Origin of the sequence: Promicromonospora sukumoe, assembly GCF_014137995.1 — a bacterium.
GTDB lineage: Bacteria > Actinomycetota > Actinomycetes > Actinomycetales > Cellulomonadaceae > Promicromonospora > Promicromonospora sukumoe.
Map to the genome: position 1 here is coordinate 73,630 of NZ_JACGWV010000003.1, position 24,748 is coordinate 98,377.

A 24,748-nucleotide genomic window follows, 5' to 3' on the forward strand; every position below is an offset into this window, starting at 1 on the left:
ACCAGACCAACAATCGGACGAGGTGGACGCCGGATGGCAATATCGTCCTAGGCTCTAGCCCGTGAGTGAATCAACTCAGACCGTCCGAGGCAACGCCCGGCACGAGGTACCTGACCCGCTACGCGAGGACGTGCGCCTGCTCGGCGGCCTTCTCGGCAGGATCCTCCGCGAGGACGGGGGGCAGGATCTGCTGGACGACGTCGAACGTCTGCGCGAGCTGACGATCCGCGCGTACGGCGACCCGTCGCCCCACGCGCTGGACGAGGCCGCCGACGTCGTCGCGTCCTTCTCCGTGGAGCGTGCCGAGCAGGTCGCCCGCGCGTTCACCTGCTACTTCCACCTCGCGAACCTCGCCGAGGAGTACCACCGGGTGCGCGTGCTGCGCGCCCGCGAGGCCGAGACGACGACCGGCCCGGCCGTCCTGGAGGACACGATCCCCGCGGCGTTCGCACGGCTCACCGAGGAGGTGGGCCGGGACGAGGCGCTGCGGCGGCTCGGCGAGCTGGAGTTCCGGCCGGTGGTCACCGCGCACCCGACCGAGGCCCGTCGCCGCGCCATCAGCGGCACCATCCGCCGCGTCTCGGACCTCCTGGCCGAGCGGGACACCCGCCGGCTCGGTGGCGTCACCCTCGCGGAGAACGAGCGACGCATCCTCGCCGAGATCGACACCATGTGGCGCACGGCCCCCGTGCGGACCAGCAAGCCGTCCGTGATCGACGAGGTCAAGACGGTCATGGGCGTGTTCGACGCCGTCCTCGTGGACGTGTTCGGCGACGTGTACCGCCGCCTCGACGACTGGCTCCTGGCCGAGGACGCCGGCCGCGTGGCCCCCGTGGCCAAGCCGTTCGTGAAGCTCGGCACCTGGATCGGCGGCGACCGCGACGGCAACCCGAACGTCACCGCCGAGGTGACCCGGCAGGCCGCCACCCTGGCCGCGGAGCACGCCCTCGCCGCGCTGGAGCGGCTCGCCGTCGAGACCGGGCGCAAGCTCACGCTCGACGCCGAGGGCACCACGCCGTCGGCCGAGCTCAACGCGCTCTGGCGGCGCATCCGGCTGATCTCCGAGGACGTGGCCCGCCGCGCCGAGGAGGCGTCGCCGAACGAGCCGCACCGCGCGGTCATGCTCGCGATCGCCGAGCGCGTCGCGGCGACCCGCACCCGCGACGCCGACCTCGCGTACGCGACGGCGGAGCAGCTCGAGGCCGACCTGCTCGTGGTGCAGGACTCGCTGGTGGCGACCGGCGCGGCGCGTGCCGCGTACGGCGACCTGCAGCGCCTGGTGTGGCAGGTGCAGACCTTCGGGTTCCACCTGGCCGAGCTCGAGGTGCGGCAGCACTCGCAGGTGCACGCCGCGGCGCTCGCCGAGCTCCGCGAGCTCGGGGTCGACGGCGCGCTCAGCGACAAGACGCGCGAGGTGCTCGACACCTACCGGGCGCTCGGCGCCATCCAGGCCCGGTTCGGCCTGCGCGCCGCCCGCCGGTACATCGTGTCGTTCACGCAGGCGCCGGAGCACCTGGCCGCCGTGTACGAGCTGGCCGCGTTCGCGTTCGCGGACGACCCCGCCGGCGCGCCGGTGATCGACGCGATCCCCCTGTTCGAGACCTTCGCGGACCTGCAGAACTCCGTGCCGATCCTCGACTCCATGCTCACGCTGCCCGCCGTGCAGAAGCGGCTGGCCGAGAACGGGCGCCGCGTCGAGGTCATGCTCGGCTACTCGGACTCGTCCAAGGACGTCGGCCCCGTGGCGGCGACCCTCGCGCTGCACGACGCGCAGTCGCGCATCGCGGAGTGGGCCCGGTCCAACGACCTCAAGCTCACCCTGTTCCACGGTCGCGGCGGTGCGCTCGGCCGTGGCGGCGGCCCCGCCAACCGCGCCGTGCTCGCGCAGCCGCCGCACTCGGTGGACGGCCGGTTCAAGCTCACCGAGCAGGGCGAGGTCATCCTGGCCCGCTACGGCGACCCGGTCATCGCGTCGCGGCACATCGAGCAGGTCGCCGCGGCGACGCTGCTGGCGTCCGCGCCGTCGGTCGAGTCGGTCAACGAGAGCGCGACGGCCAAGTTCGCGGAGCTCGCGAGCTCCCTCGACGCGACGTCCCGCGCCCGGTTCCACGAGCTCGTGAAGGCCGACGGGTTCCCGCAGTGGTTCGCGCAGGTCACGCCCCTGGAGGAGGTCGGGCTGCTGCCCATCGGGTCGCGCCCCGCCAAGCGCGGCCTGTCGGTCAACTCGCTCGACGACCTGCGCGCGATCCCCTGGGTCTTCTCCTGGTCGCAGGCCCGCATCAACCTCGCCGGCTGGTTCGGCCTGGGCACGGCGCTGGCCACGGCCGGCGACGTCGAGCTGCTGCGCGCCGCGCGTGCCGAGTGGCCGCTGTTCGCCACGATGCTCGACAACGTCGAGATGTCGCTCGCCAAGACCGACGAGCGGATCGCCGCGCAGTACCTCGCGCTCGGCGACCGCGACGACCTGGCCCAGATGGTGCTCGACGAGCTGCGCCTGACCCGCGAGTGGGTGCTGAGGATCAGCGGCAACGAGTGGCCGCTCGCCTCCAAGCGCGTGCTCGGCCGCGCCGTGCAGCTCCGGTCGCCGTACGTCGACGCCCTCTCGCTGCTGCAGGTCCGCGCGCTGCGCGGCCTGCGCACCGGGTCGGACGGCGGCTCGGCGGTCGACGGCGACTACAAGGGCCGGCTGCAGCACCTGCTGCTTCTGACGGTCAACGGCGTCTCGGCGGGCCTGCAGAACACGGGCTGAGCTGGGCCGGCTGGCTGCGTGACTTCGGTCTGTTGCCCCGAGACCGGTCGGTCGATCGACCGGTCTCGGGGCAACAGACCGAAGTCGGCTGCCCGCGTTGTGTGAGGACCACAGGGAGAGAGCATGAGCGCCACCTTGATCGGCACGTCCCACGGCACCGACGACCCCGCGGGCCAGGCGGCCGTGCGCGCGCTGCTCGACGGCGTCCGCGTCGCCCGGCCCGGGCTCGACGTCCGGGAGGCGTTCGTGGACGTGCAGCAGCCGGAGGTCGGCGACGTGCTCGCTCAAGCCGTGCGCGGTGCGGCCGCCGCTTCGGTTGCCGGCGGGACCGGTGCCGCGGACGGCGTCCGCGAGGGCTCGGCGACCGACGGCACTGCTGGTTCCGGGACCTCGGCGGCCGGTGCGGCCGCCGTCGTCGTGCCGGTGCTGCTGTCCACGGGGTATCACGTGCGGCACGACATCGCGCAGGCCGTCGCTGCCGTCAACGCCGGTTCGGACGGCGCCGCCGTGGCCGCCGAGCCGCTCGGCCCGCACCCGCTGCTCGTCGACATCCTGGCCGACCGGTACGCCGCCGCCGAGGCGGCGCACGGCCCCTTCCGGTCCGACGACGCCGTGGTGCTCGCCGCCGCCGGGTCCTCGGTCGCCGCCGCCGCGACCGCCGTCGAGGAGGTCACGAGCGCGCTGGCCCAGCGCCTGGGCCGCCCGATCACCCCGTCCTACGGCGCGGGTGCCGAGCCGCGGGTCCCCGACGCGGTGGCCGCCGCCCGCGCGGCGACCACCGGACGCGTGATCGTCGTGTCCTACCTGCTCGCGCCCGGCTACTTCCTGGACCGCGTGCTGGAGGCGGGGGCCGACCTCGTCACCGACCCCGTCGCCGGTCCCGCCGGGGCGGAGAAGGCCGATCCGAGACTGGTCCAGGTCGTGCTGGACCGCTACGACGCGGCCGTCAACGCCTGACCCACCCGGCGGCCGGTGACTCACTCTTTCGAGACCTAAGTTTCTTCGCTTTGAGCCGCCTCAAAGCGAAGAAACTTAGGTCTCGAAAGAGCTCACGCCCAGCCGAACGCCGTCCGGACCCGCTCCACGCTGGATCGCAGGCCCCACTGCGCGGTGAGCGCCTCCAGCGCCTCGGGGTCGGCGGGCGCCTTCGGCACCGCCGGGTCGAACGCGGGCAGCGGCGCGTCGCGAGCCACTTGCACGACGACGGGCGCCACCTGCAGGTACTCGTCGGCCTCCTGCAGCCGCCGGCGCTGCGTCGAGGTCAGGCCCTTGTCGCCGGCGTCCCGGGCCGCGAGGATCGCGGCGAGCGTGCCGTACTGGGCGAGCAGCTTCGCGGCGGTCTTCTCGCCGACCCCCGGTACGCCCGGCAATCCGTCGCTGGGGTCGCCCCGCAGCGTCGCCATGTCCGCGTAGGCCTGTCCCGAGGCGACGCCGTACTTCTCGGCCAGCCGCTTCTCGTTCACCACGTCGGGGTCACGGATGCCGCGCGCGGGGTACAGCACGCGGACGCCGGCGGCGTCGTCGACGAGCTGAAACAGGTCCCGGTCGCCGGTGACGATGTCCACCGGCCCGGCGCCCTGCTCGACGGCGCGCGCGGTCAGGGTGCCGATGACGTCGTCGGCCTCGTAGCCGGGCACGCCGACGCGCGCGATGCCGAGCGCCGCCAGCACCTCGACGATGACGGGCACCTGCGCGAGCAGCGTCTCCGGCACCTCCTCGATGCCCGTGGTGCCGGGCACCTCCTGCGCGACGCGGTGCGCCTTGTAGCTCGGGATCGCCTCGACGCGGAACGCGGGCCGCCAGTCGTCGTCCCAGCACGCGACCATGCGGTCGGGACCGTGCGTCGTGGCGAGCCACGCGATGGTGTCCAGCAGGCCGCGGACGGCGTTCACGGGAGTGCCGCCGGGCGCACGCAGCGAGTCGGGCACGCCGAAGAACGCGCGGAAGTAGAGCGAGGCGGAGTCGAGGAGCATGAGGCTCATGCAGCGAAGCCTGCCACGCACCACCGACACGCGGGCTGTCGGGCGCGCGAGATCAGCGCCCGGGGCTCAAATACGGGACGTCTGCGGGACGTATGCAAATTAATGGGCCGTCGAAGGCCTGTTCCGACCCGTTGTGCCCGTAGTGTCCCAACATGACAAGCAAAGGACAGCAGGTGACCGAGGTCATCGAGGGCCTCGGCCTGGGTATGGCGGCGGTGGGCGCGACGCGGGTCACCACCGACAAGGCGGATCTCGAGCGCGCCCTGGGCTACGCGTGGTCGAGCTGGGGGCACAGCGCCGACTACCCGTTGATCGAGCGGGTGCAGAAGCCGGAGAACGAGCTCCGGGCCGGGATCAGCGGATCGAGCCGGCGGACGAACGCCGCGGTCGTCTGGCGGGAGGGCGGCGACTCCTACGTCGTCGACATCGCGCTGGTGAACCGCACGCCCGAGGAGGCGGCGCGCTTCGTCGGCAGCCGGCCGCTCGAGGAGTGGACGCTCCTGGCGGAGCTCTTCCTCAGCGCGGTCAACCCCGGCGACGTGCCGGTGAGCGACGTCAAGGTGTGAAAGACGTCAAGGTCTGAAAGACACGGAGCGCCCGCCGACGGCGACCGAGGCGGCGCTCCGAGCCGGCCCCGAGCCGGCCCCGAGCCGGCCCCGAACCAGGTCAGACGAACAGGCCGCCCACCCCGACGCCCGCGGTCGCCGCGAGCACCGTCACGAGCAGCGTGCCCAGTGTGTTCGCGAGCGCGAGGCGCAGGCGACCGGACTGGGCCAGCCGGACGGATTCCACGGTGGCCGTCGAGAACGTGGTGTAACCGCCGCACAGGCCGACGGTCAGGGCGAACTGCACCAGCCGCGCGACGTCGGCGGGCACCCCGTACCAGGTGAGCGTCGAGAACAGCGTCGAGAACAGGCCGATCAGGAACGAGCCGGTCACGTTCACCACGAACGTGCCCCACGGGAACCCGCCGTTGTGCCGGGCCCGGATCTCGCCGTCGACGACGAACCGGGCGGCGGCGCCCAGCCCGCCGCCGACGGCCACGAGGAGAAGTTCGAGCACCGGGGTCACCTGCCCTTCCGGCGCCGGTCGGCGCGTGCCGCCAGGGCGATGCCGCCCAGGCAGGCCGCCGTGCCGCCCGCGAGGGTGAGCGTCACGTACAGCAGCGCCAACCACGGCATGCCCTGGCTGATCAGCCTCTGGGCCTCCAGGGCGAGCGCGGAGTAGGTGGTGAAGCCGCCGAGCACGCCCGTGCCGATACCCAGGCGGATCTTGCGGCGCCGGACGGTCTCGCGGCCGCGGCGGGCGAGGGCCTCCAGGAGGTAGCCCAGGGCGAACGCGCCGACGACGTTCACCAGGAGGGTCCCGATCGGGAACCAGAGGATCGTGTGGCCGGCGGACGGGAACAGGTAGGTCAGCGGCGTCAGCAGGATCCCGGACCACACGCTCACGAAATACCGGGCGACCGAGCCGCCCGCGCCACCCAGCGCGACGAGACCGACGTACCGCCAGTCGCGGTGCGGTGCTCGCTTCACGCGGTGCGTCTCCTCGCGGCCGGTCGACAGGTCTGTGAAGAACCTATCGCTCACGGGGCCGACGTCGTCTCGGGAAGGACCACCACGGGCCGCGACTGGTTGTGGATGAGCCGCCCCGCGACGGTCCCGCTCACCAGGTTCGTCGTCCAGCCGCGCAGCCCCGAGCGGTGGGCGCCGACGACGATCATCGCCGCACCCACCTCGTCGGCCACACGCCCCAGCTCGGCCGCCGGATCACCGGCCCCGCGCCGGGCGCACCACGGCAGGCCGACGTCGGCCATCGCCCGGTTCAGCCCGGCCAGGACGTCGGCCCCGTAGGCGTCCGAGGACACGGCGATGTCCGGGTCCACCGACACGGTGAATCCCCGGGAGTCCGAGACCGCTGCCTCATCCACCCACACGCACACGAGCTCGATCAAGCTTCCACCCAGGGACTGGACGAGCGACGCTGCCCGCCGGGCCAGTTCCGGATTCTTGTGGTCCACGCCGACCACCACGGATCGCACAGTCACCCTGACGAGGGTATGGCCTAAACGTCAGTCGAGGTGGTCCGGCAGGCCGAATCGCGGGAACCACTTCTCCGTGTCGATGAAGGTCGTGATGCCGGTGATGTGCTTGCCGTCGTTCTCCAGCACCACGATCCCCCACGGGAAGTGGCCGCCCTTCGGGTCGGCCCGGTACTGCGCGAACCCCGGCGTGCCGTTGACGTGGATCGGCATGCACCGGGAACCCTCGCACCCGTTGCCCGGCCCGGTCATCCACGCCTGGATGTTCTCGATGCCCTCCAGCCACATCGCGTACGGCGGCATGTTCATCACCGCGTCCTCGCGGAGCAGGTTGGCGAGCGCGGTCATGTCGTACCGCTCGAACGCCGCGACGTACCGCTCCAGCAGCTCGGTCTCGTCGGCCGACGCGTGCTCCGGCGTCTCCGGCGTGCCGGACCGTTCGGGCGCCTTCTCCGCCAGTGTGGCGCGCGCCCGCTGCAGCGCGCTGTTCACCGACGCCACGGAGGTGTCGAGCAGCGTGGCGACCTCCGCGGCGGGCCAGCGCAGCACCTCGCGCAGGATCAGCACCGCGCGCTGCTTGGCCGGCAGGTGCTGGAGGGCCGCGACGAACGCGAGCCGCACCGACTCCCGGGCAACGGTGGTGTCCGCGGGGTCGCTCGCGCCGGGCAGCACGTGCTCGGTCGGGACCGGCTCGACCCACGCGTACTCGGGGAGCACCATCGCGAGGCTCTCCTCGACCGGGTCGGCCGCGGCGCCGAGCCCCATGGGGCGCTCACGCTTGGCGCGGCTCGAGCCGAGCTGGTCGAAGCACACGTTGGTGGCGATGCGGTACAGCCAGGTGCGGAGCGAGGAACGTCCCTCGAACCGGTCGTACGAGCGCCACGCGCGCAGGAGGGTCTCCTGCACCGCGTCGTCGGCGTCGAACGTGCCGCCCAGCAGGCGGTAGCAGTATCCGGTCAGCTCGCGGCGGTACACCTCGAGCTGCGCGGAGAGCTCGGCTCCGGCCAGGTCCTCGCCGGCGCTCTGCTTCGGTTGTGACGCAGTCTGTGCCATAGATCACACCGTACGCGGAGCCACTGACACGCTCTCGTGGATTCGACCCTGACCGAAGCACAGCGAAAAAGTTCACCCGAGGTCGAGCTCGAACCAGACCGTCTTTCCGGTCCGCCGGCCCTCGCGGGGCGGACCGTGCCGGGGGACCGGCCGGGGTGCCCCGCCGTGCCGGTCCACGCCCCAGCGGGACGCGAGCCGCTCGAGGAACTGCACCCCGCGCCCGCCGAACTCGGTGACCGCCGGGTCGCGCAGCTCGGGCTGCACGGTCGACGAGTCGCGCACCCCCACCCGCAGCCGGTCCAGGTCCACCTCGACGGTGGCCGTGAACGGCGCCTGCCCGTGGTCGACGGCGTTGGTCAGCACCTCGGACGTCAGCAGCATCACCGTGCGGCGCAGCGGCATCGGCACGCCGCAGCTCTCCAGCACGTCGTCGACCCAGATGCGGGCCGGGCCGACGTCGCACAGCGACGGGGCGAGCTTCCGCTCCGCCGTGGCCGGACGGCCCAGGGACGGCGGGCCTGACGGCGCCGCGGCCCGCACCCGCACGGCGAGCACGGCGACGTCGTCCCGCTGGTCGTCGGAGGCGAGCCGGCGGACCAGCGTGACCGGCAGCGCCGCGGTGGCAGTGTCACCGAGCGCGCCGAGCGTCTTCTGCAGCCGGCTCAGCCACTGGTCGGGCGTGGTGCCGCGCTGCTCGGCGAGCCCGTCCGTGTAGAGCAGGAGCGTGTCGCCGGGGTTGAGTGTCGTGACGTGGTCCGTGCGCTTCGACGTGGGCCGCACGCCGAGCATCATGTCCGGGAGCACCGCGAGGCGCTCGACCGTGCCGTCCTCGCGCAGCACCAGCGGCGGCGGGTGGCCGGCCGTGGACCAGGTGAGCTGGTACGCCCCGGCGACCCGCTCCAGCCGGGCCACCACGGCGGTCCCGCTGGCGAGCAGCCCCAGGCCCGAGTTGGCCTTGTCGAGCAGCGACAGCAGGGCGGACGGCGACTCGTCGTGGCTCCACGCGAACGCGCGCAGCAGCGACCGGAGCTGGCCCATCTTCGCCGCGGCGCGCATGTCGTGGCCGGTCACGTCGCCGATCATGAACATCGTCGCGTCGTCGTCCACCGCCACGGCGTCGTACCAGTCGCCGCCGATCTGGTCGGAGCGCGTGGCGGGCGAGTAGGTCGCCGCCATGTCGAGGTGCGGCACCTCGGGCAGCCGGCTGAGCATCGCGCGCTGCAGGGTCTTCGCGGACTCCCGCCGCTCCTCCAGCAGCCGGGCGCGCTCCAGCGCGTGGCCCGTGTAGTGGGCCAGGCCGGTCTGGAGGGCGTACGAGTCCTGGTCGGGGCCGCGGTCCCGTTCCCAGGCCAGCATGATGACGGCGACGACGGCGCCGGCCGTCACGACCGGCAGGTACGCGCGGGCGCCGACGTCGGGGTCGCAGAGCTCTTCGGACCCCGGGAAGGCCGAGAACATCTCGTCGGCCGACCGGAAGAACAGGGGGCGGCCGGTGCGGGCCGCCTCGGCCAGGGGCCGCTGCTCGTCGAGCTTGGTCTGCCGCAGCCGCTGCGGGAACTGCGGCTCGGCGTGCACGAGGGACCGGTAGGTGATGCCGCGGCCGTCGGCGTCGGCCAGGGCGAACGCGCAGTAGCGGGCCCCGATGCCCGCGGTGCCGACCTCGACGATGACCTCTTCGACCTGGTCCATCGTGTTGGCGTTGGCGAAGGCCTCGCTCAGGGAGAGTAGGAACCGGCTGCGGCGGTTCGCCCGCACGGCCGTCTCCTGGATGCGGCGCGCCCGCTCCCGCTCGGCGCGCAGGCGTAGCTCGGCGGTGCAGGCCGCGGCGAGGTCGGCGAGGGAGTCCAGGTCGTCCTGCGACCACTCGCGGGGCTCGTCGTCCACGGCGCACAGCGCACCGACGGCGCGGCCGCGCAGGTCGAAGACGGGGTAGCCGGCCATCGCGACGAGGCCCATCTCCCGGACCAGGTAGTTGTCGCGCAGCAGCGGGTCGTGGCGGGCGTCCGGCGTCACGACCGGCTCGCCGCGGGCCGTGATGACGTTGGTCAGGGTGCCCGGGTGCTGGAGCAGCCGGTCGGACTGCATCGGCTCCGGCACCCCGGACGCTCCCGCCAGGACCTGGCCCTCCCGGACCACGAAGTAGACGACGGCGGCCGGCACCCGCAGGTGCCGCCGAACCAGACGTGCAAACCGGTCAAAGGCCTCATCCGCTGTGGGTGCACCGAGACCGACGTGCTCGAGGTCTCGCAACGCCTGGAGGTCCGTCGGCATCCCATCAGTATTGCGAGAGAAGGACGCGTGCGCGACAGATGTACCGGATGTGTCCCTTTTGCGCCGGGCAGGTAGCCTGCTCGCTCACGGTCAGACCTCGAGCAGTCCGCGCTGGTGAGCGAGGCTCACGGCCTCCGCCCGGCCCGAGGCGCCGAGCTTGGCCAGCAGGTTGGACACGTGGACGCTCACCGTCTTGGTCGAGATGAACAGCCGCTCGCCGATCTGCCGGTTGGACAGCCCCTGCGCGACCAGGCCGAGCACCTCCTCCTCGCGGTCCGTGAGGGTCGACGCCGTCGCCCGCCGGACTCCCGGCAGGTCGAGCCGTGCCCGCCGGGCGAGGGCCCGGACGGCGTCGGCCAGGGGCTGCGCGCCCATGTCCTCCGCCTCCGAGAGCGCCTCCGCGGCCTCGACCTCGGCGGCCTGGCGCTCGCCGGCGCCGAGCAGGGCCTCGGCCCAGCGGTAGCGCGACCGCGCGACCTCGTAGCGGTACCCGAAACCGAACGCGTTGACCGTGTCCTGCCAGCTCGCCGCCGCCGCGCCCCACAGGTCGCCGGCCGCCTGAGCGCGGCTGTCGCCGCCCCCGGCGGTGCCCCCTGCGCCGCTCCCGGCGGTGCCCGCGGTGCTGCCCACGACCGCGTGGAGCCGGGCGTTCTCGGCGGCCGCGCGCTGCAGCCAGGCCCGCCCCTCCGGCCCCAGCACGCCGCCGCGCGGACGCCCGCGCTGCGCCGTCTCCCGGGCGATCGCCAGCAGGGAGTCGCCGCTGTCCAGCCGGGCGGCCGCACGGGTCTCCACGGCGGTGGCGGCGGCCGAGCCCGGGGCGCCGACGCGTCCCGCGGACCGGTCGGCCTCGGCGGCGTCGGCCAGGGCGGCGATCGCCAGCGCGGACAGCCAGATCCGGCCGAGGAACACCTCCGTCCACACCTCGCCGAGGTGGTCGGTGATCCGCACGGCCAGGGCCGCGGCGTCGTCGTACCGGCCGGCCCAGGTCAGGGCGTCGACCAGGCTGCCGCCGCCGATGAGCGCGATCTGGCCGTCGCTCTGCCAGTGGTCGAAGAGGGCCTCGCCACGCGGGATGACGTCAGCGTCGCCGCGCGCCACCGCCGCGTACATCTGGGTGGCCTCCAGCACGTGCTTGTGCGTGGCCGGCACCCCGCCGGCCTTCCGCGGTGACAGGTCGCCGCGGAAGTAGAGCATGACCTCCTGGAGGATCCGCAGGTTGACCGTCGGCGTGCTCCAGGCCAGCCCGAGCTCCTCGGCGCGGGCGAGCGCGTGCTCCACCCGCTGCTGGGCGGCCTCGAGCTCGCCCGCGTAGAACCGGTTGGCCGTGGCGTTGTAGAGGGTGCGCATCTCCGTGAGCACGTCCCCGGCCTCGGTCGCCGCCGTCCGGGCCTCGTCCAGGAGCGCCGCCGCCCGGTCCGGGTCGGCCACGTCGAGCACGGCGAGCGTGGAGAGGGCCGCGGCGAGGGCGCCGGGCTGGCCGACGGACCGCGCCTCCTCGATGGCGCACTCGGCGTGCCCACGGGCGTCGTCGTCCAGGTCGATGATCATCGTGACGCGGGCCAGGAGCGCGTTGGTCCAGATCCGCTCCGGGCTGCGCTCGGGCAGCATCTCCAGGGCCCCGCGGAGGTCGTCGATGGCCGCCTCGACCTGGCCGGGCACCTCGTCCCAGGTGGGCAGGTCGAGGTACCGGTGCACGAGCAGGTGCCGCAGCCCGGCCCGGCGCACCGGGTCGTCCGCCCCGTCGACCGCGCGCTGCGTCAGCTTCACGGCGCGCATCGGGTCGCCGGCGCGTGCGGCTGCCTCGCCCGCCGCCACCGCGACGTCGACCCGGTCGCGACCGATCCGCTCTTCGGCACCCGGCACGGACTCCCACAGGGCGAGCACCTGCTCCCAGTGCCGGAGCTCCTCCTCGGGGGCGAGCAGCCGGCGGGCCCGCAGCGCGGCGTCGCACGACGCGCTCAGCGCCGCGGGCAGGTCGTGGCCCTCGTAGGCGTGGTGGGCGCGCTCGGCCGCGCTGCCGATCTTCATGCCGTCGGGGCCGTCCTGCTCGATCACCGCGAGGTAGGCGCGGTGCACCGAGGACCGCTCGCCCGGCAGCAGGTCGGCGTACAGGGCCTCGGCCAGCAGGGCGTGCCGGAACTCCAGGTGGGCGCCGGACACGACGAGCACCTGCTGGGTGACGGCCTCGCGCAGCGCGGCGTCGACGTCGGGCGCGCCCCACCGGGCGGCGGCCGCCCGCAGCAGCTCCTCGCTGACCCGGCGTCCGGCGACCGACGCGATGCGCAGCACCTGCTGCACCTCGGGGTCCAGCCGTTCGAGCCGGGTGCGGAGCACCTCGGTGAGCGTCCAGGGCAGGCTGGCGGAGTCCGGCCCGGCGTCCAGGAGCTCCTCCGCGAAGAAGGCGTTGCCCTCGGACCGGTCCAGCACGTCGGCGAACCCGGCGGCGGGCAGGGGCCGGCCGGCCAGGGCGGTGGTGAACTCGCGCAGCTCGTCCTCGGTGAAGGGCTGCAGGTCGATCCGCTCGACGTGCTCCAGCCGGGACAGCTCGGCGAGCAGCGGGCGCAGCGGGTGCCGGCGGTCGACGTCGTCCGCCCGGTAGGTGACCACGAGCAGGACGTTCTCGGAGCGGGCGCGGGCGGCGAGGAACCGCAGCACGTCACGCGTCGACGCGTCGGCCCAGTGCGCGTCCTCGACGACGAGCACGAGCGGGCGCTCGGGCGCGCCAGCGACCGCGAGGCTGCGGCCGATGCCCTCGAAGAGCTGGAGCCGTTCGTCGTGGTCGGCATCGCCGCCCCCGCCGGGCTCCAGGAGCCGCCACAGCGCCGGGCGCTCGGCGACGAGCTCGGTGACCCGCGCGGCGGCGTCGGGCCCGGCGGCCCCGGCCTGCAGCTGGGTCAGCGCCTCGGTGAAGGGGAGGTAGGGGATGCCCACCTGGCCCAGGTCGACGCAGTGCACGACGACGGCGCTGGCCCCCGCCTGCTCCGCCGCCTGCGCGACGTGACCGATCAGGCGGGTCTTGCCCACGCCGGCGTCGCCGCCCACGAGCACGAGGCCGGGTCGGCCCGCCGAGGCACGCCCCACTGCCAGCAGGAGGGAGGCAACCTGCTCCTGCCGGGAGATCAGGGGAATCGTCGTCGACCGTCGCACCTGCACATCGTCCCACCGGTCACTGACAATTCCCCTGACCTCCCCTTTCTCCGGTCCCACCGCGGTCACGCGAACAGGCCGCGCCGCTTGGCGGCGGGCGCGGGGCGCATGCCGGCGATGCCCTCCCTGATCTGCTCCGCGCGGTTCGCCCGGGCGGCGCGCTTCTCCTGCCGGGCGGCGCGGTCCGCCGCGCTCGGCCGCTTGGTGCGCCAGGCGTCCTTGGCCCGGGCCTGCCGGTACTCGATCTCCGCGTCCATCGCGGGTCCCCACAACGACATGATTCCTCCGAAGTCCCCGGCGGGCCGTGTGCCCGTCCGGCTGATGAGGAAGACACTCGTCCTGAGGCGCGGGGTCCCGGATCGGGCGATCGGCCAGTCCTGGCGGGCGGGGTACCTCAGGCCGGCGTCTGAGGTACCCCGGCGCGGGCCTGAGGTGGGTCTGAGGTGCCTTAGTGCACCTCAGAGCAGCTCTTCCGCGCCTCGGCGTGCGCCCGAGATGCCCGATGAGCCGACCAGGGAGACACTGGGCGGGCGAGAATCAGGGTGTTCACAGCCCCACTATTGCGATCTACGTCACAGCAGACGCACACTGGACTTAGCAGCGGACCCAATTCGGGGGTGGATCGTGACCGGAACCGAAGCTGGAACGTACGACATCTTGCCCATGCTCGGCCGTGGGAAGCACCGCAACCCCAAGAAGGGCGCGTGCTTCATGGAGCTCGCCTCCTTCCTCGCAGGCGAGAAGTGGAGCGACCACCCAGCCTGCACGCACCCGCTCATCGCGATGCTGGCACGCGCGGTGAACGATCTGACGGCGGACCACGCGCGTCCGCAGCTCGCACCACTCATCCCGTCGGTCATCGGGCTGACCAGCACCGACCCGCGCTGGGACGTGCGCATCGCGCTGCGTGCCGCGCAGACGGCGCTGCCGGTCTCGCCGGCGGACCGGCAGCAGACGCTCGCCGTCGCGGTGCTGGGCTCGGAGCGCATGCTCGACGTGCTGGAGGACCGTCCGTCGGGCACCCTCGCGCCGGAGAGCAAGGACGCGCTGGCGGCCGTGCCGAAGACGGCGGCCTGGGCCGAGCGGTTCTGCGCCGGCACCAGCGTGCGGCCCAAGCGGTTCGTCCGCGACGCCGCGCCGAGCGTGGTCTCCACCGCGGTGCAGGGCATCTCGGAGGCGTTCGTGCCCGACGTGGACGCGCGGCTCCGTGACCTGCTCGCAGCGACAGTGGCCGATGCGCGCCGATGGGCCGGGGAAGCGGACGACGACGCCCGCACGCTCGACCCGCTGGCGTGGGGCCCGGTGGTCAAGGCGGCTCCGACAACTGCCTGACACACCTGGCCGGACAGGGGGAACCGGGTCGGGGCGCACCAGGGGGCGCCCCGACCCGAGTCATGTCCGGAGCGATTTCCGGGACCTGTCGATCGGACCACGGCGAGATCGTCACCACCGTGTCAGACAGATCCGACCGGAGGACGGAACCATGCGATACACGATCCTGCTGCACTACCCGGAGATGACGCCCGAGGAGCTCGGGACCGGCGGATGGGAAGAGGGCGAGCGCGAGTTCCAGGCCTACGCCACGGCGCTCGACCAGGCGGGGGTGCTGCTCTCCGCCGAGGTGCTCCAGCCGTCGTCGTCCACGACCACGGTCGCCGTGCGCGACGGCGAGCTGCGCGTCCAGGACGGCCCCTTCGCCGACACGAAGGAGCAGCTCGGCGGCACGTTCGTCGTCGACGTGCCGGACCTCGACGCCGCGCTCGCCTGGGCGCAGAAGGCGCCGTCGGTCCAGTGGGGCACCGTGGAGGTGCGCCCCAGCGCCACCCACTACGAGAACGGCGCGTGGACGCGCTGACCGAGCCCGTGGACGTGCGGGCCGCCGCGGAGGCGGCGGCCCGCACGTCGTACGGCCGCCTGCTGGCGCTGCTCGCGGCGCGCGACGGCGACATCCAGCGCGCCGAGGACGCCCTCGCCGAGGCCTTCGAGCGTGCCCTGCGGCACTGGCCCGACGACGGCGTGCCGGACAACCCCGACGGCTGGCTGCTCACCGTGGCCCGCAACCGGCTGCGCGACCTGTACCGGTCCGCCGCCCACCGCACCACGGTGCCGCCCGACGCCGGACCCGAGCCCGCGGCCCCGCCCGAGATGGTCGACCCCGACGCGATCGGGGACCGGCGGCTGGAGCTCATGTTCGTGTGCGCGCACCCCGCGGTCGAGGCCGGCGTGCGCACCCCGCTCATGCTGCAGACCGTGCTCGGCGTCGAGGCCCGGGACATCGCGGCCGCCTTTGCCGTGCCCGCGCCCACGATGGCGCAGCGCCTGGTGCGGGCCAAGCGCCGCATCCGAGACGCACGCATCCCGTTCCGCGTCCCCGGCCGGGACGAGGCGCCCGGCCGGCTGCCGCCCGTGCTCGAGGCGGTCTACGGCGCCTACGCCATCGACTGGCGCGGCGCCGCGCCGGAGGTACGCGGGTCGCTCACCGGCGACGCGCTCACCCTGGCCCTGCTGCTGGCCGACCTGCTGCCCGAGCCCGAGGTGCTCGGCCTGGCCGCCCTGCTCTGCTTCTCGGTGGCGCGCGCCGACGCCCGCGAGACCGACGGCGCGTTTGTGCCGCTCGACGAGCAGGACGTCGCTCGCTGGGACACCGCGCTGATCGAGCGCGGCGAGGCGCTGCTGCGCCGCGCGCTCGCCGGGCCGACGTCGTCCACCGGGCCTGCCATCACCGGTGCGCAGGCCCCGCCCGTCGCGCTGCCCGGCCGGTTCCGGCTGGAGGCCGCGATCCAGTCCGTGCACTGCGCCCGCGCACGCACCGGGCGCACCGACTGGCCCGCGCTCGTCACGCTGCACCGGGCGCTGCTCCGCGTCGCGCCCACGCTCGGCGGGCGGGTGGCGCTCGCGGCCGTCGTCGCGCGGGTCGACGGCGCCCCGGCGGGCCTGGCGGCGCTGGACGAGATCGCGGCGGAGCCGTCGTCGGGCAGGTTCCAGCCGCTGTGGGCGACGCGGGCGCACCTCCTGACCGAGGCCGGCGCCCCGGAGGCCGCCCGGGACGCCTACGACAAGGCGCTCTCCCTCACGACCGACCCGGCCCTGCGGGAGTTCCTGGCGCGACGGGCCGCCGTCGTCGGCTGAAGCCGCCGGGTGAACTCGGCGCCCCTGGTCCCGAAACCCGGGTCCGTGCCTCCCTACCAACGAAACGAGCTCCTGGTCCGTCCTTCTCTCATGAGGGGCGCCCACTCGAGGGGGCCTGAGAACGGGGACCGACCATGACGACCAGCACAGCGGTGATCACCGGCAAGGATGTCGCGGCGGTCGAGCGTGATCTGCGGCGCATGGAGCTGCTCAACCGACGCGAGCACAGGATTCGCGCGGCCGCCCGTACGGCGCCGACGCTGTCCTACCTCACGCTCGCCACGCGCCCGCGGGACCGCTGGCGGTACGCGGACGCGTGACGTCGGAGGGCGGGGCCGCAGATCCAGGGGGTTCGGCGGCCCCGCCTCATTTCACCCAGGAATTTACACTGAGTGATCATGACCAGGCCCTTAGGCTCCTTGGCATGAGCGGACACCCTTCACCCCATCTGCCCGCGGACGGTCATGCGCCCGTTCCGCCCCCGCCAGGTGGGTATGGCTCGGTGCCTCCGGCCGTCGGGCCTCCGCCGCCCCCACCCGCACCGGCTCCCGGCGGTGGCGCGCCCGGCACCCCGCCGCTCGGCGTCCCGGTGTCCGGCGGCGAACCGCCCGTCCCGCCCCGGAAGAACGGCAGGCGGGCGCTGATCATCACCCTGGTGGTCGTCCTGCTCCTCGCCGCCGGCGCGGGGGCCTGGTACCTGCTCCGCCCGCCGCCGGTCCCCGACCCGGAGTCGGCCGCCGAGGACCTCGCGGCCGCGCTCCAGGCGGGCACGCCCGCCGACTTCCCGCTGACCATGGAGACGTCCGCGTCACCCGACGAGCAGTACGCCGCGGTGTTCGAGCAGATGGTGCGCGCCGTCGGCGAGGACGCCGGGACGGTCGCCGTCAAGAGCGTCACCCCGTTCGAGGAGGGCGACGGCGGCACCGCGACCGCCACCGCGACGCTCGCCTGGACCTGGCCCGTGGCGGCTGACGAGGCCTGGGAGTACGAGACGGTCGCCGAGCTCACGTACCCGGGTCCGGAGGACGGCGAGGCCGGGGCCTGGGAGGCCGCGTGGAACCTCGGCGTGCTGGCGCCGGGCCTGGAGGCGGGCGAGCGGCTCGTCGTCGAGCGCACCGAGCCGGTCCGCGGCGACATCGTGACCACGAGCGGCGAGACGCTCGTGGGCCTCACCCCCGTGCACCGCGTGGGCATCGACAAGACGCGCCCCGGCTGGGACAGCGCCGCCGCGCGGCTGGGCGACGTGCTGGGCTTCGACCAGGCGACGACCGACGACATCGCCGCGCAGGTGGAGTCCGCGGGCGAGAAGGCGTTCATCAACGTCATCACGATCCGCGACAACGACCCGGAGTACGACTTCGAGGCCGCGATGGCGATCGACGGCGTCGTCGGCATCCCCGACGAGATCCCGCTGGCGCGGGACCGAGACTTCGCGCGCGGCCTGCTGGGCACGGTCGGCGAGGCGACCGAGGAGATCGTCAAGGAGTCCGAGGGCACTATCAAGGCCGGCGACATGGTGGGCCTCTCCGGCGTCCAGGCCGCCTACGACGAGCAGCTCCGTGGCGTGCCCGGCCTGGCGGTGACGATCGAGCCCGCCGAGGGCGGCGAGGGCGGACAGAGCCGCGAGGCCTTCACGATCGAGAAGCAGGACGGCGAGCCCGTGGCCGTCTCGCTGGACCCGGCCACGCAGCTCCGCGCCCAGGAGGCGCTGGCCGGCTTCGGTGACCTGGCGAGCGCGATCGTCGCGATCAAGCCGTCCACGGGCGAGGTGCTCGCGGCGGCGTCGGGCCCAGGCTCCGAGGGGTACAGCACGGCGACCGTCGGGCAGTACCCGCCCGGTTCCACGTTCAAGATCGCGACGTCGCTGGCGATGCTCCGCGCCGGTACGACGCCGGACTCGACGCTGCCCTGCACCGAGACGATCAACGTGGAGGGCCGCCAGTTCCAGAACGTGCCGGGGTACCCGCAGTCCGCGATGGGCGACGCCGTGCCGTTCCGCACCGTGTTCGCCAACTCGTGCAACACCGCCTTCATCTCCCAGCACCAGGACATCTCGCAGCAGCAGCTGCACGACGCCGCGGCCGCGCTCGGCCTGGGCATCGAGCACGAGGTGCCGTTCGGTGCGGCGGCCGGGTTCGGCGACGTGCCGACCGAGGCGTCCGGCACCGAGCACGCGGCGTCGATGATCGGGCAGGGCCAGGTGCTGGCCACGCCGCTCGCGATGGCGACCGTCGCCGCGAGCGTCTCCGCGGGCCACACGGTGTCACCGTGGCTGGTCGAGCCGACCGGCAAGGACGCGGAGGCCGCGCCCGCGGGCGACCTCACCGAGGACGAGGCGGCGACGCTGCGCGACCTCATGGGCGGGGTCGTGGAGGAGGGTTCGGCGACGATCCTGCAGGACGTGTCCGGGATCGTCGGCGCCAAGACGGGCACCGCCCAGTTCGGCGACGGCTCCAAGGCGCACGTCTGGATGCTCGCGATCGCGGACGACCTGGCGGCGGTCGTGTTCATCGAGGAGGGCGAGCTGGGCTCGACGACGGCCGGCCCAGTGATGCACGAGTTCCTCAAGGGGAGCTGATCTCCCTCGGCGGCCGGGGCCGCCGAGCAGAGCGCCCGCCGGGCTCCTCGTCGAGGGGCCGGGCGGGCGCTCTTATGCTGCGCGGCGGTGAGCTCGCGGTGCCTGGAAGGCTGCGCGGTGCCGGACGTCGTGCGGCGTCGGCGGGCGGGTCAGCCCTTGAAGCCGGCCTCTTCGCACGTGGCCCGGTAGGAGTCGATCGCGCCGACGATGGCCTTCGGGCGGGCGATGGAGCCGTCCAGCGCCTGGTCGAACGGCGCACGCACGGCCTCGAGGTGGGCGATGCTGACCTCGTCGGCCTTGCCGATGATCAGGCCGAGGCTCTTGCTGATCGTGGTGACCGTGCCGGTGCGCTGCTCGTCCAGCGGCGAGGCGACGACCTTGTACGAGGCCTCGATGTTCGAGACGAGCTGGCCGGTGAAGAACGCGTTGCACGACTCGACGAGGTCGTACTCGCCGGTGCTGATCGGGGCCTCGGCCACGGGCGACGGCGCGGCCTGCGGCACCTCTTCGCCGGAGGGCGTGAAGTCGCTGGCCATGTCCTCGAGGGCCGCGCATCCGGACAGCAGAAGTGCACAGGCGACCACTGCGGCGGTCGCCCAGTTCTTGCTGGTGCTCACGATCTACTTCCCTCACGTCATCGGGTCAGAAAAGTGCGGTTCGGCCGCACTCGCCCGCGAGTCTAGCGGCACGGCCCGCACCAGCGGGCCAATCGCCGGGTTAGTTCTGGATGCCCGAATACCCAAATGCCCGGACGCCCGGACGCCCGGACCGAGGGAACGGTCCGGGCGTCCGGCGTGGTCGCGGTCGCCGTCAGCGGTCGCCGTCGGCCGGGGGCTGGTCCTGCGGCGTGGGTGCCGCGGGCGGGGTGGGTCCCGCGGGCGGCGTCGGGCCGGTACCCGGGATGGGTCCCGCCGAGCGCAGCACGGCGAGCCGGGAGCGGTACTCCGCCTCGTCGATCTCGCCGCGGGCGAAGCGGTTGCCCAGCAGCGTCACCGGGTCGGCACCCGCCGTGTGCGCGGCCCACGGGCCGCCCCAGCCGCCGCGGGGACCCCGCCGGGCGCGCCGCGCGATCAGGAAGACCACGGTCGCGAACAGCAGGAACCACAGCAGCGGGAAGATGAAGAAGAACGGGCCGGGTCCGCCCCAGCCGTAGTGCGGCCCGTTGGCGAGGACCTCTGTCGTCGCGGTGAGCATGTCGACCTCCAGCAGTCGGTTCGGCCGGTCGTTCCGGCCACACCACCAGGCTGCCGCTGTCCGACGCCGGGGGCGTCAGCCCGGCGTACCTGCCGGGCTACCCCTCTGGTGCCGCTCCTCCGGTCCACCCGGGCCGGACCAGGCCCGCCTCGTACGCCAGCACCACGAGCTGCGCGCGGTCGCGCGAGCCGGTCTTCATGAGCACGCGGGAGACGTGTGTCTTGACCGTCGACTCCGACAGGTACAGCCGGCCGGCGATCTCGTCGTTCGCGAGCCCGCCCGCCACCTCGACGAGCACCTCGCGCTCCCGGGGTGTGAGCTCGGCGAGCGCGGGCACCGGCCGCACGGCCCGGGTCGCGTCGGCGACCTTGGCCAGCAGCCGCCGCGTCACCGTCGGCGACAGCAGCGCGTTGCCCGACGCCGCGACCCGCACCGCGCGCACCAGCTCCGCGGGCTCGGTGTCCTTGACCAGGAACCCCGACGCCCCGGCGCGGATGGCGTCCGTGACGTACTCGTCCAGCTCGAACGTCGTCACCACCACCACGTGCACGCCCGCCGCGCGGGGCTCGGCGATGATCCGCCGCGTGGCCTCCAGCCCGTCCAGACCCGGCATGCGGATGTCCATGAGCACCACCTGGGGCAGGTGCTCCAGGGTGAGCGCGACGGCGTCGTCCCCGTTCGCCGCCTGGGCGACGACGCGCATGTCGTCCTCGGAGTCGATCAGGGCGCGGAACCCGCCGCGCACCAGGGCCTGGTCGTCGGCGAGCAGGACGTCGATCATGCGGGTTCTCCGGTCTCCGGTGTGCGGGGCGGCTCGGTCTGGTCCGGTCGCGTGGGGCCGGCCGGGGGCTCGGTCCCGGTCGGCGGCGGCGCCCCGGTCCGGCGGGCGCCGGGGAGCCGGGCCCGGACCTCCCAGCCCGGCCCGTCCGTCCGCCGGCCCGCCGTCAGCGTGCCGCCCGCGCCCTCGACGCGCTCGCGCATCCCGAGCAGCCCGTAGCCCGCGACGACGGGCTCGTCGGACCGGCCGGCCGGAGCGCCGTCGTCGGACACCAAGACCTCGACGACGTCGCCCCCGGTCACGCGCAGCGTGACCCGGCGGGCCGACGGCGCGTGCCGGCGCACGTTGGTCAGCGACTCCTGGACCACCCGGTGCACGACGCCGGCGACGTGGTCGGGCAGGTCGTCCACGCCGGTGAGCTCGACCGTGACATCGAGGCCCTCGGCGCGGGCCTGGTCGGCGAGGCGGCGCAGACCGGTCAGGTCCCAGGTCGGGGTGAGGGGGGCGGCGTCGTCCCACTGCGGTTCCGCGGCGGTGGGCTGTGGGCCCGCAGCCTGCGGGCTGCCGGCCGGCGGGCCGACGGCGGGGGACCCGGCGGCTGGTGTGCCGGCGCCGTCGGCCCCGACGGGCTGCGCTCCCGAAGTGGACGGGGCCGTCCCTTCGCGGACGATGCCCAGCACCGTGCGCACCTCGGCGAGCGCGTCCTTGCTGGTGTCGCGGATGTTGGTCAGCGCCTCGCGGGCCTGGCCGGGGTTCCGGTCGATCAGGTGCAGGCCCACACCGGCCTGGACGTTGATCGCGGAGAGGGAGTGGGCGAGCACGTCGTGCAGCTCGCGCGCGATCCGCAGGCGCTCGGAGGCGACGGCGGTGCGCTCGCGCTCGGCGGCCGTCTCCAGGGCGGCGGCCCGCGCGGCCGCCCGGCGCGCGATCCGGTCGCGCGCCCCGCTGGCGATCAGCAGCACGACGGCGAGCCAGGCCGCGCCCGCGACGAGGGCCCCGGTGGTGATGAACCACGAGCCGTCGGCGCTGTCCCAGCCGGGGCCGTGGTAACCCGGCGGGCCCCAGGTACGGTCGGGCTTGACCGGGTTCTCGCTCAGGAACCGTTGGAGGCGCGGGGCGAGCAGCGTGGCGGCGACGCCCACGCCGCCGGAGAGCAGGGCGGCGCCGGACCAGGCGATCAGCCGGGCGCGGCGCACCTCGCCGCTGAGCATGACGCCGACGAGCACTGCGACCGGCCCCAGGAACGCCGGGCCCCACGGGTAGCCGGCCAGCAGGAACGTGAGCGCGGCGGCCACGGAGAGCACCGTCGCCAGCACGGGGCGTCGGGGCAGCAGGAGCAGCAGCGCGGCGGGCGACACCAGCAGCAGGAGCGCCCCGGCGAGGTCGACGTCCGTCGCCCACGACTGGCCGCGCGCGGCGCCCAGCGAGCCCAGCAGGGACACGACCGTGACGGCCACGGCGACGAACACGCGCGGACGCAGGCGGTCGAAGGGCCCCGGGGCGGACGGGTCCGCGGCGGTGGCGTTCGGACGGATGGTGCCCAGCATGCTCGCAACCTACGCCGGGCCGGGCACAGCCGCGTCGGACCGTGGTGCCACCGCGTGTCCCCCTGCGGTACCGGAGTGGTCGGTCGGCGGCGCGGGCTGTCGGTAAGACGGGGTGGTCGGCAGAATGTCAGGTGGTCGGCAGCTCGAACTACCGACCACCTGACATTCTGCCGACCACTCTGATCCCCTGGCGCAGCCAGCCCCAGCCCCAGCCCCAGCGCCCGGGTGTCAGGCGAAGCGGGCGGTGCGCTCCACGACGCGGCCGGCGCCGCGGCCGGCGTCGGCGGACGGGTCCCAGGTGTAGACCTCGGTGCCGGTGATGAAGACGCGCTCGGCGCGCTGGTCGGTGTCGAGGGGGTCGCCCGACCAGAGCACGACGTCGCCGTCGAGCCCCTCGGCGATGGCCCCCACGCGGGCGTCGAGCCGCAGGAACGACGCGGGGTTGGTGGTGATGGCGGCCAGCGCCGTCTCGCGGGGCAGGCCGTCGCGCGCCGCGAACGACGCCTGGTGCACCAGGAAGTTGATCGGGATCACGGGGTGGTCGGTCGTGATCGCCACGCGGACACCCGCCGCCGCCATGGCCGCGATGTTGCGGTTCGCGCGGTGCCGCACCTCGACCTTGGACCGCGACACGAACATCGGGCCGTAGATGACCGGGATGTCCTTCTCGGCGAGGACGTCGGCGATGAGGTGGCCCTCGGTGCCGTGGTTGATGACGAGCCGGTAGCCGAACTCCTCGGACAGGCGGATGGCCGTGGCGATGTCGTCGGCGCGGTGCGTGTGCTGGTCCCAGGCGAGCTCGCCGGCCAGGACCCGGGCCAGCGTCTCCTTGCCGAGGTCCCGCTCGAAAGGCTTGCCCTCCTCCGCGGCGGCGTCGCGCTTCGCGGCGTAGTTCTGCGCGTCGACGAACGCCTTGCGGATCACGTTGGCGACGCCCAGGCGGGTGGACGGGAGCTGCTTCTTGTCGCCGTACACGCGCTTCGGGTTCTCGCCGAGCGCGCTCTTGACCGACACCGAGTCGCTGATGAGCTGCTCGTCGATCGTCCGGCCGCCCCAGGTCTTGATCGCGACGGTCTGGCCGCCGATCGGGTTGCCCGAGCCCGGCTTGATGACCGCCGTCGTCACGCCGCCGGCGAGGGCGTCGCGGAAGCCCTCCTCGTCGATCTGCACGGCGTCGATCGCGCGCAGCGCCGACCCGTTCGGGTCGGTCATCTCGTTGGTGTCGTTGCCGGCCCAGCCCTCGCCCTCCTCGTGGATGCCGATGTGGCCGTGCGCCTCGACGAAACCGGGCACGAGCCACCTGCCCTGCGCGTCGATCGTCGTGGTGCCCTCGGGCACGGCGACGTCCTGCCCGACGGCGGTGATGACGCCGTCCTCGATCAGGACCGTCCCGTTCTCGAAGGGCTCGGCGGCCACGGGGACCACGTAGGCGTTGGTGATGGCGATGCTGGAGCGGGTTGTCATGGGTACATCATTACCCAAGGTAACGAGGCGGTCGGCTCCTCGGCTGCGCGCGCTGACCTGGGGTGCGCAGGCGGGCGTGACAGATCCTCGTTCGACATGCCAATATGTATAGCAATAACTAAACTCACGGCATGGCGGACGAGGAATGGAGCATCTACGTCGTCGACGAGGTGCGTGACTGGATCGACGAACTGGACGACGCATCTCACAAGCGCGTCGTCGAGGGGCTGGACGCTCTGGCTGAGCGTGGGCCGAAGCTGGGTCGGCCACTGGTGGACACGCTTCGCGGTTCCACGTTGGCGAACCTGAAGGAGCTGCGGCCTGGTTCGATCCGGATCTTGTTCGTGTTCGATCCGTGGCGCTCCGCGATCCTGCTGGTTGCTGGTGACAAGAGGAACCGCTGGCAGGAGTGGTACGTCGAGGCGATTCCGTTGGCCGAGGAGCGGTACCAGAAGTATGTGGCCAAGCGTTCCGACGAGGAGGACGTGTCATGACGGGCTATGTGAAGTGGCAGGACATTCGTGCTGAGCACGTGGCGCGGGCGGGCGGCGAGGAGGCCGTCGAACGCGGGAAGCAGGAGCTCCTGGCCGAGGTCACGGGCTACCGGCTTGCCGAGCTCCGCAAGAAGCGGCGGCTGACCCAGCAGCAGGTAGCCGACCGGATGGGCGTGACCAAGGGACGCGTCTCCCAGATCGAGAAGGGCAAGATCTCCGGCCAGGAGGTGCTCGCCCGATATGCGCACGCCCTGGGCGGTCAGCTCCAGCAGGCGATCCTCTTCGACGACGGCGAGATCGCCGGTATCGCATGAGGACTGG

Annotated in this window: 23 protein-coding genes; 10 read left to right on the forward strand and 13 right to left on the reverse strand. The window is 73.7% G+C overall.

What is annotated here, in order from left to right; translation table 11 throughout:
- Nucleotides 1-61 precede the first annotated feature (61 nt).
- Both FHX71_RS24465 and FHX71_RS24470 read left to right on the forward strand, forming a co-directional pair.
- Nucleotides 62-2,749 (forward strand): phosphoenolpyruvate carboxylase, encoded by a 2,688-nt coding sequence (locus FHX71_RS24465; protein ID WP_182620139.1) that lies wholly within the window; start codon nucleotides 62-64, stop codon nucleotides 2,747-2,749.
- A 123-nt stretch (nucleotides 2,750-2,872) separates the two neighbouring features.
- A complete protein-coding gene (locus tag FHX71_RS24470) occupies nucleotides 2,873-3,706 on the forward strand; it encodes a sirohydrochlorin chelatase (protein ID WP_182620140.1) in 834 nt (277 codons plus the stop codon).
- Nucleotides 3,707-3,798: 92 nt separating this feature from the next.
- Here the strand turns inward: FHX71_RS24470 and FHX71_RS24475 are convergent, their stop codons facing one another.
- A complete protein-coding gene (locus FHX71_RS24475; RefSeq protein ID WP_182620141.1) occupies nucleotides 3,799-4,731 on the reverse strand; it encodes a 5'-3' exonuclease in 933 nt (310 codons plus the stop codon).
- A gap of 152 nt (nucleotides 4,732-4,883) precedes the next feature.
- On the opposite strand from FHX71_RS24475, the gene FHX71_RS24480 reads away from it, so the two are divergent.
- A complete protein-coding gene (locus FHX71_RS24480) occupies nucleotides 4,884-5,297 on the forward strand; it encodes a hypothetical protein (RefSeq protein WP_182620142.1) in 414 nt (137 codons plus the stop codon).
- Nucleotides 5,298-5,397: 100 nt separating this feature from the next.
- Here the strand turns inward: FHX71_RS24480 and FHX71_RS24485 are convergent, their stop codons facing one another.
- The 7 genes from FHX71_RS24485 to FHX71_RS24515 all read right to left on the reverse strand — a co-directional run bounded on the left by FHX71_RS24485 (nucleotide 5,398) and on the right by FHX71_RS24515 (nucleotide 13,521).
- Complete coding sequence (locus tag FHX71_RS24485; protein WP_312877199.1) at nucleotides 5,398-5,793, reverse strand: fluoride efflux transporter FluC; 396 nt, start codon at nucleotides 5,791-5,793, stop codon at nucleotides 5,398-5,400.
- Nucleotides 5,794-5,798: 5 nt separating this feature from the next.
- Nucleotides 5,799-6,266 (reverse strand): fluoride efflux transporter FluC, encoded by a 468-nt coding sequence (locus FHX71_RS24490; RefSeq protein WP_182620144.1) that lies wholly within the window; start codon nucleotides 6,264-6,266, stop codon nucleotides 5,799-5,801.
- Between the two features lie 50 nt (nucleotides 6,267-6,316).
- Nucleotides 6,317-6,778: a universal stress protein gene (locus tag FHX71_RS24495; protein ID WP_182620145.1), complete on the reverse strand. Its 462-nt coding sequence runs from the start codon at nucleotides 6,776-6,778 to the stop codon at nucleotides 6,317-6,319.
- A 24-nt stretch (nucleotides 6,779-6,802) separates the two neighbouring features.
- Nucleotides 6,803-7,825, reverse strand: a complete 1,023-nt coding sequence (locus FHX71_RS24500) for a sigma-70 family RNA polymerase sigma factor (protein ID WP_182620146.1) — start codon at nucleotides 7,823-7,825, stop codon at nucleotides 6,803-6,805.
- Between the two features lie 72 nt (nucleotides 7,826-7,897).
- Entirely contained in the window at nucleotides 7,898-10,096 is a 2,199-nt protein-coding gene (locus tag FHX71_RS24505) for a SpoIIE family protein phosphatase (protein ID WP_182620147.1), read from the reverse strand.
- A gap of 90 nt (nucleotides 10,097-10,186) precedes the next feature.
- The gene (locus FHX71_RS29860) at nucleotides 10,187-13,243 is read right to left on the reverse strand and encodes a helix-turn-helix transcriptional regulator (RefSeq protein WP_312877200.1); all 3,057 of its coding nucleotides are present in this window, start codon (nucleotides 13,241-13,243) and stop codon (nucleotides 10,187-10,189) included.
- 65 nt (nucleotides 13,244-13,308) lie between these two features.
- Nucleotides 13,309-13,521: a hypothetical protein gene (locus tag FHX71_RS24515; RefSeq protein ID WP_182620149.1), complete on the reverse strand. Its 213-nt coding sequence runs from the start codon at nucleotides 13,519-13,521 to the stop codon at nucleotides 13,309-13,311.
- 385 nt (nucleotides 13,522-13,906) lie between these two features.
- Here FHX71_RS24515 and FHX71_RS24520 point away from each other — a divergent pair, with 385 nt between their 5' ends.
- The 5 genes from FHX71_RS24520 (at nucleotide 13,907) to FHX71_RS24540 (ending at nucleotide 18,950) form a co-directional block, all read left to right on the forward strand.
- Complete coding sequence (locus FHX71_RS24520; RefSeq protein WP_182620150.1) at nucleotides 13,907-14,575, forward strand: hypothetical protein; 669 nt, start codon at nucleotides 13,907-13,909, stop codon at nucleotides 14,573-14,575.
- 151 nt (nucleotides 14,576-14,726) lie between these two features.
- The gene (locus FHX71_RS24525) at nucleotides 14,727-15,098 is read left to right on the forward strand and encodes a YciI family protein (RefSeq protein WP_182620151.1); all 372 of its coding nucleotides are present in this window, start codon (nucleotides 14,727-14,729) and stop codon (nucleotides 15,096-15,098) included.
- Nucleotides 15,086-16,372 (forward strand): RNA polymerase sigma factor, encoded by a 1,287-nt coding sequence (locus tag FHX71_RS24530; protein WP_182620152.1) that lies wholly within the window; start codon nucleotides 15,086-15,088, stop codon nucleotides 16,370-16,372. The genes FHX71_RS24525 and FHX71_RS24530 overlap by 13 nt, the downstream gene beginning before the upstream one ends.
- Before the next feature lie 134 nt (nucleotides 16,373-16,506).
- On the forward strand, nucleotides 16,507-16,692 hold the full coding sequence (locus tag FHX71_RS24535) for a hypothetical protein (protein WP_182620153.1): 186 nt from the start codon (nucleotides 16,507-16,509) through the stop codon (nucleotides 16,690-16,692).
- 182 nt (nucleotides 16,693-16,874) lie between these two features.
- Nucleotides 16,875-18,950, forward strand: coding sequence for a penicillin-binding transpeptidase domain-containing protein (locus FHX71_RS24540; protein ID WP_312877201.1), 2,076 nt, complete (start codon nucleotides 16,875-16,877; stop codon nucleotides 18,948-18,950).
- Nucleotides 18,951-19,099: 149 nt separating this feature from the next.
- Here FHX71_RS24540 and FHX71_RS24545 read toward each other — a convergent pair whose 3' ends face one another.
- From FHX71_RS24545 to FHX71_RS24565, 5 genes are all read right to left on the reverse strand, one after another.
- The gene (locus FHX71_RS24545) at nucleotides 19,100-19,567 is read right to left on the reverse strand and encodes a hypothetical protein (protein ID WP_182620154.1); all 468 of its coding nucleotides are present in this window, start codon (nucleotides 19,565-19,567) and stop codon (nucleotides 19,100-19,102) included.
- Between the two features lie 193 nt (nucleotides 19,568-19,760).
- Complete coding sequence (locus FHX71_RS24550) at nucleotides 19,761-20,144, reverse strand: SHOCT domain-containing protein (protein WP_182620155.1); 384 nt, start codon at nucleotides 20,142-20,144, stop codon at nucleotides 19,761-19,763.
- Between the two features lie 97 nt (nucleotides 20,145-20,241).
- A complete protein-coding gene (locus FHX71_RS24555; RefSeq protein WP_182620156.1) occupies nucleotides 20,242-20,925 on the reverse strand; it encodes a response regulator in 684 nt (227 codons plus the stop codon).
- A complete protein-coding gene (locus FHX71_RS28900) occupies nucleotides 20,922-22,469 on the reverse strand; it encodes a sensor histidine kinase (protein ID WP_246403542.1) in 1,548 nt (515 codons plus the stop codon). Before FHX71_RS28900 ends, FHX71_RS24555 begins: the two co-directional genes overlap by 4 nt.
- A gap of 228 nt (nucleotides 22,470-22,697) precedes the next feature.
- The gene (locus tag FHX71_RS24565; protein ID WP_182620157.1) at nucleotides 22,698-23,933 is read right to left on the reverse strand and encodes an amidohydrolase; all 1,236 of its coding nucleotides are present in this window, start codon (nucleotides 23,931-23,933) and stop codon (nucleotides 22,698-22,700) included.
- A 131-nt stretch (nucleotides 23,934-24,064) separates the two neighbouring features.
- On the opposite strand from FHX71_RS24565, the gene FHX71_RS24570 reads away from it, so the two are divergent.
- Both FHX71_RS24570 and FHX71_RS24575 read left to right on the forward strand, forming a co-directional pair.
- Nucleotides 24,065-24,427, forward strand: coding sequence for a type II toxin-antitoxin system RelE/ParE family toxin (locus FHX71_RS24570; protein WP_121384699.1), 363 nt, complete (start codon nucleotides 24,065-24,067; stop codon nucleotides 24,425-24,427).
- The gene (locus FHX71_RS24575; protein WP_182620158.1) at nucleotides 24,424-24,741 is read left to right on the forward strand and encodes a helix-turn-helix domain-containing protein; all 318 of its coding nucleotides are present in this window, start codon (nucleotides 24,424-24,426) and stop codon (nucleotides 24,739-24,741) included. Before FHX71_RS24570 ends, FHX71_RS24575 begins: the two co-directional genes overlap by 4 nt.
- Nucleotides 24,742-24,748: the final 7 nt, after the last annotated feature.

Bases quoted from the DNA above. Each gene is read 5' to 3' on its own strand.
- FHX71_RS24525 (WP_182620151.1), top strand. From the start codon at position 14,727: ATGCGATACACGATCCTGCTGCACTACCCGGAGATGACGCCCGAGGAG.
- FHX71_RS24475 (WP_182620141.1), bottom strand. From the start codon at position 4,731: ATGAGCCTCATGCTCCTCGACTCCGCCTCGCTCTACTTCCGCGCGTTC.
- FHX71_RS24575 (WP_182620158.1), top strand. From the start codon at position 24,424: ATGACGGGCTATGTGAAGTGGCAGGACATTCGTGCTGAGCACGTGGCG.
- FHX71_RS24520 (WP_182620150.1), top strand. From the start codon at position 13,907: ATGCTCGGCCGTGGGAAGCACCGCAACCCCAAGAAGGGCGCGTGCTTC.
- FHX71_RS28900 (WP_246403542.1), bottom strand. From the start codon at position 22,469: ATGCTGGGCACCATCCGTCCGAACGCCACCGCCGCGGACCCGTCCGCC.
- FHX71_RS24505 (WP_182620147.1), bottom strand. From the start codon at position 10,096: ATGCCGACGGACCTCCAGGCGTTGCGAGACCTCGAGCACGTCGGTCTC.
- FHX71_RS24565 (WP_182620157.1), bottom strand. From the start codon at position 23,933: ATGACAACCCGCTCCAGCATCGCCATCACCAACGCCTACGTGGTCCCC.
- FHX71_RS24570 (WP_121384699.1), top strand. From the start codon at position 24,065: ATGGCGGACGAGGAATGGAGCATCTACGTCGTCGACGAGGTGCGTGAC.
- FHX71_RS24555 (WP_182620156.1), bottom strand. From the start codon at position 20,925: ATGATCGACGTCCTGCTCGCCGACGACCAGGCCCTGGTGCGCGGCGGG.
- FHX71_RS24470 (WP_182620140.1), top strand. From the start codon at position 2,873: ATGAGCGCCACCTTGATCGGCACGTCCCACGGCACCGACGACCCCGCG.
- FHX71_RS24550 (WP_182620155.1), bottom strand. From the start codon at position 20,144: ATGCTCACCGCGACGACAGAGGTCCTCGCCAACGGGCCGCACTACGGC.
- FHX71_RS24535 (WP_182620153.1), top strand. From the start codon at position 16,507: ATGACGACCAGCACAGCGGTGATCACCGGCAAGGATGTCGCGGCGGTC.
- FHX71_RS24480 (WP_182620142.1), top strand. From the start codon at position 4,884: ATGACAAGCAAAGGACAGCAGGTGACCGAGGTCATCGAGGGCCTCGGC.
- FHX71_RS24500 (WP_182620146.1), bottom strand. From the start codon at position 7,825: ATGGCACAGACTGCGTCACAACCGAAGCAGAGCGCCGGCGAGGACCTG.
- FHX71_RS24515 (WP_182620149.1), bottom strand. From the start codon at position 13,521: ATGTCGTTGTGGGGACCCGCGATGGACGCGGAGATCGAGTACCGGCAG.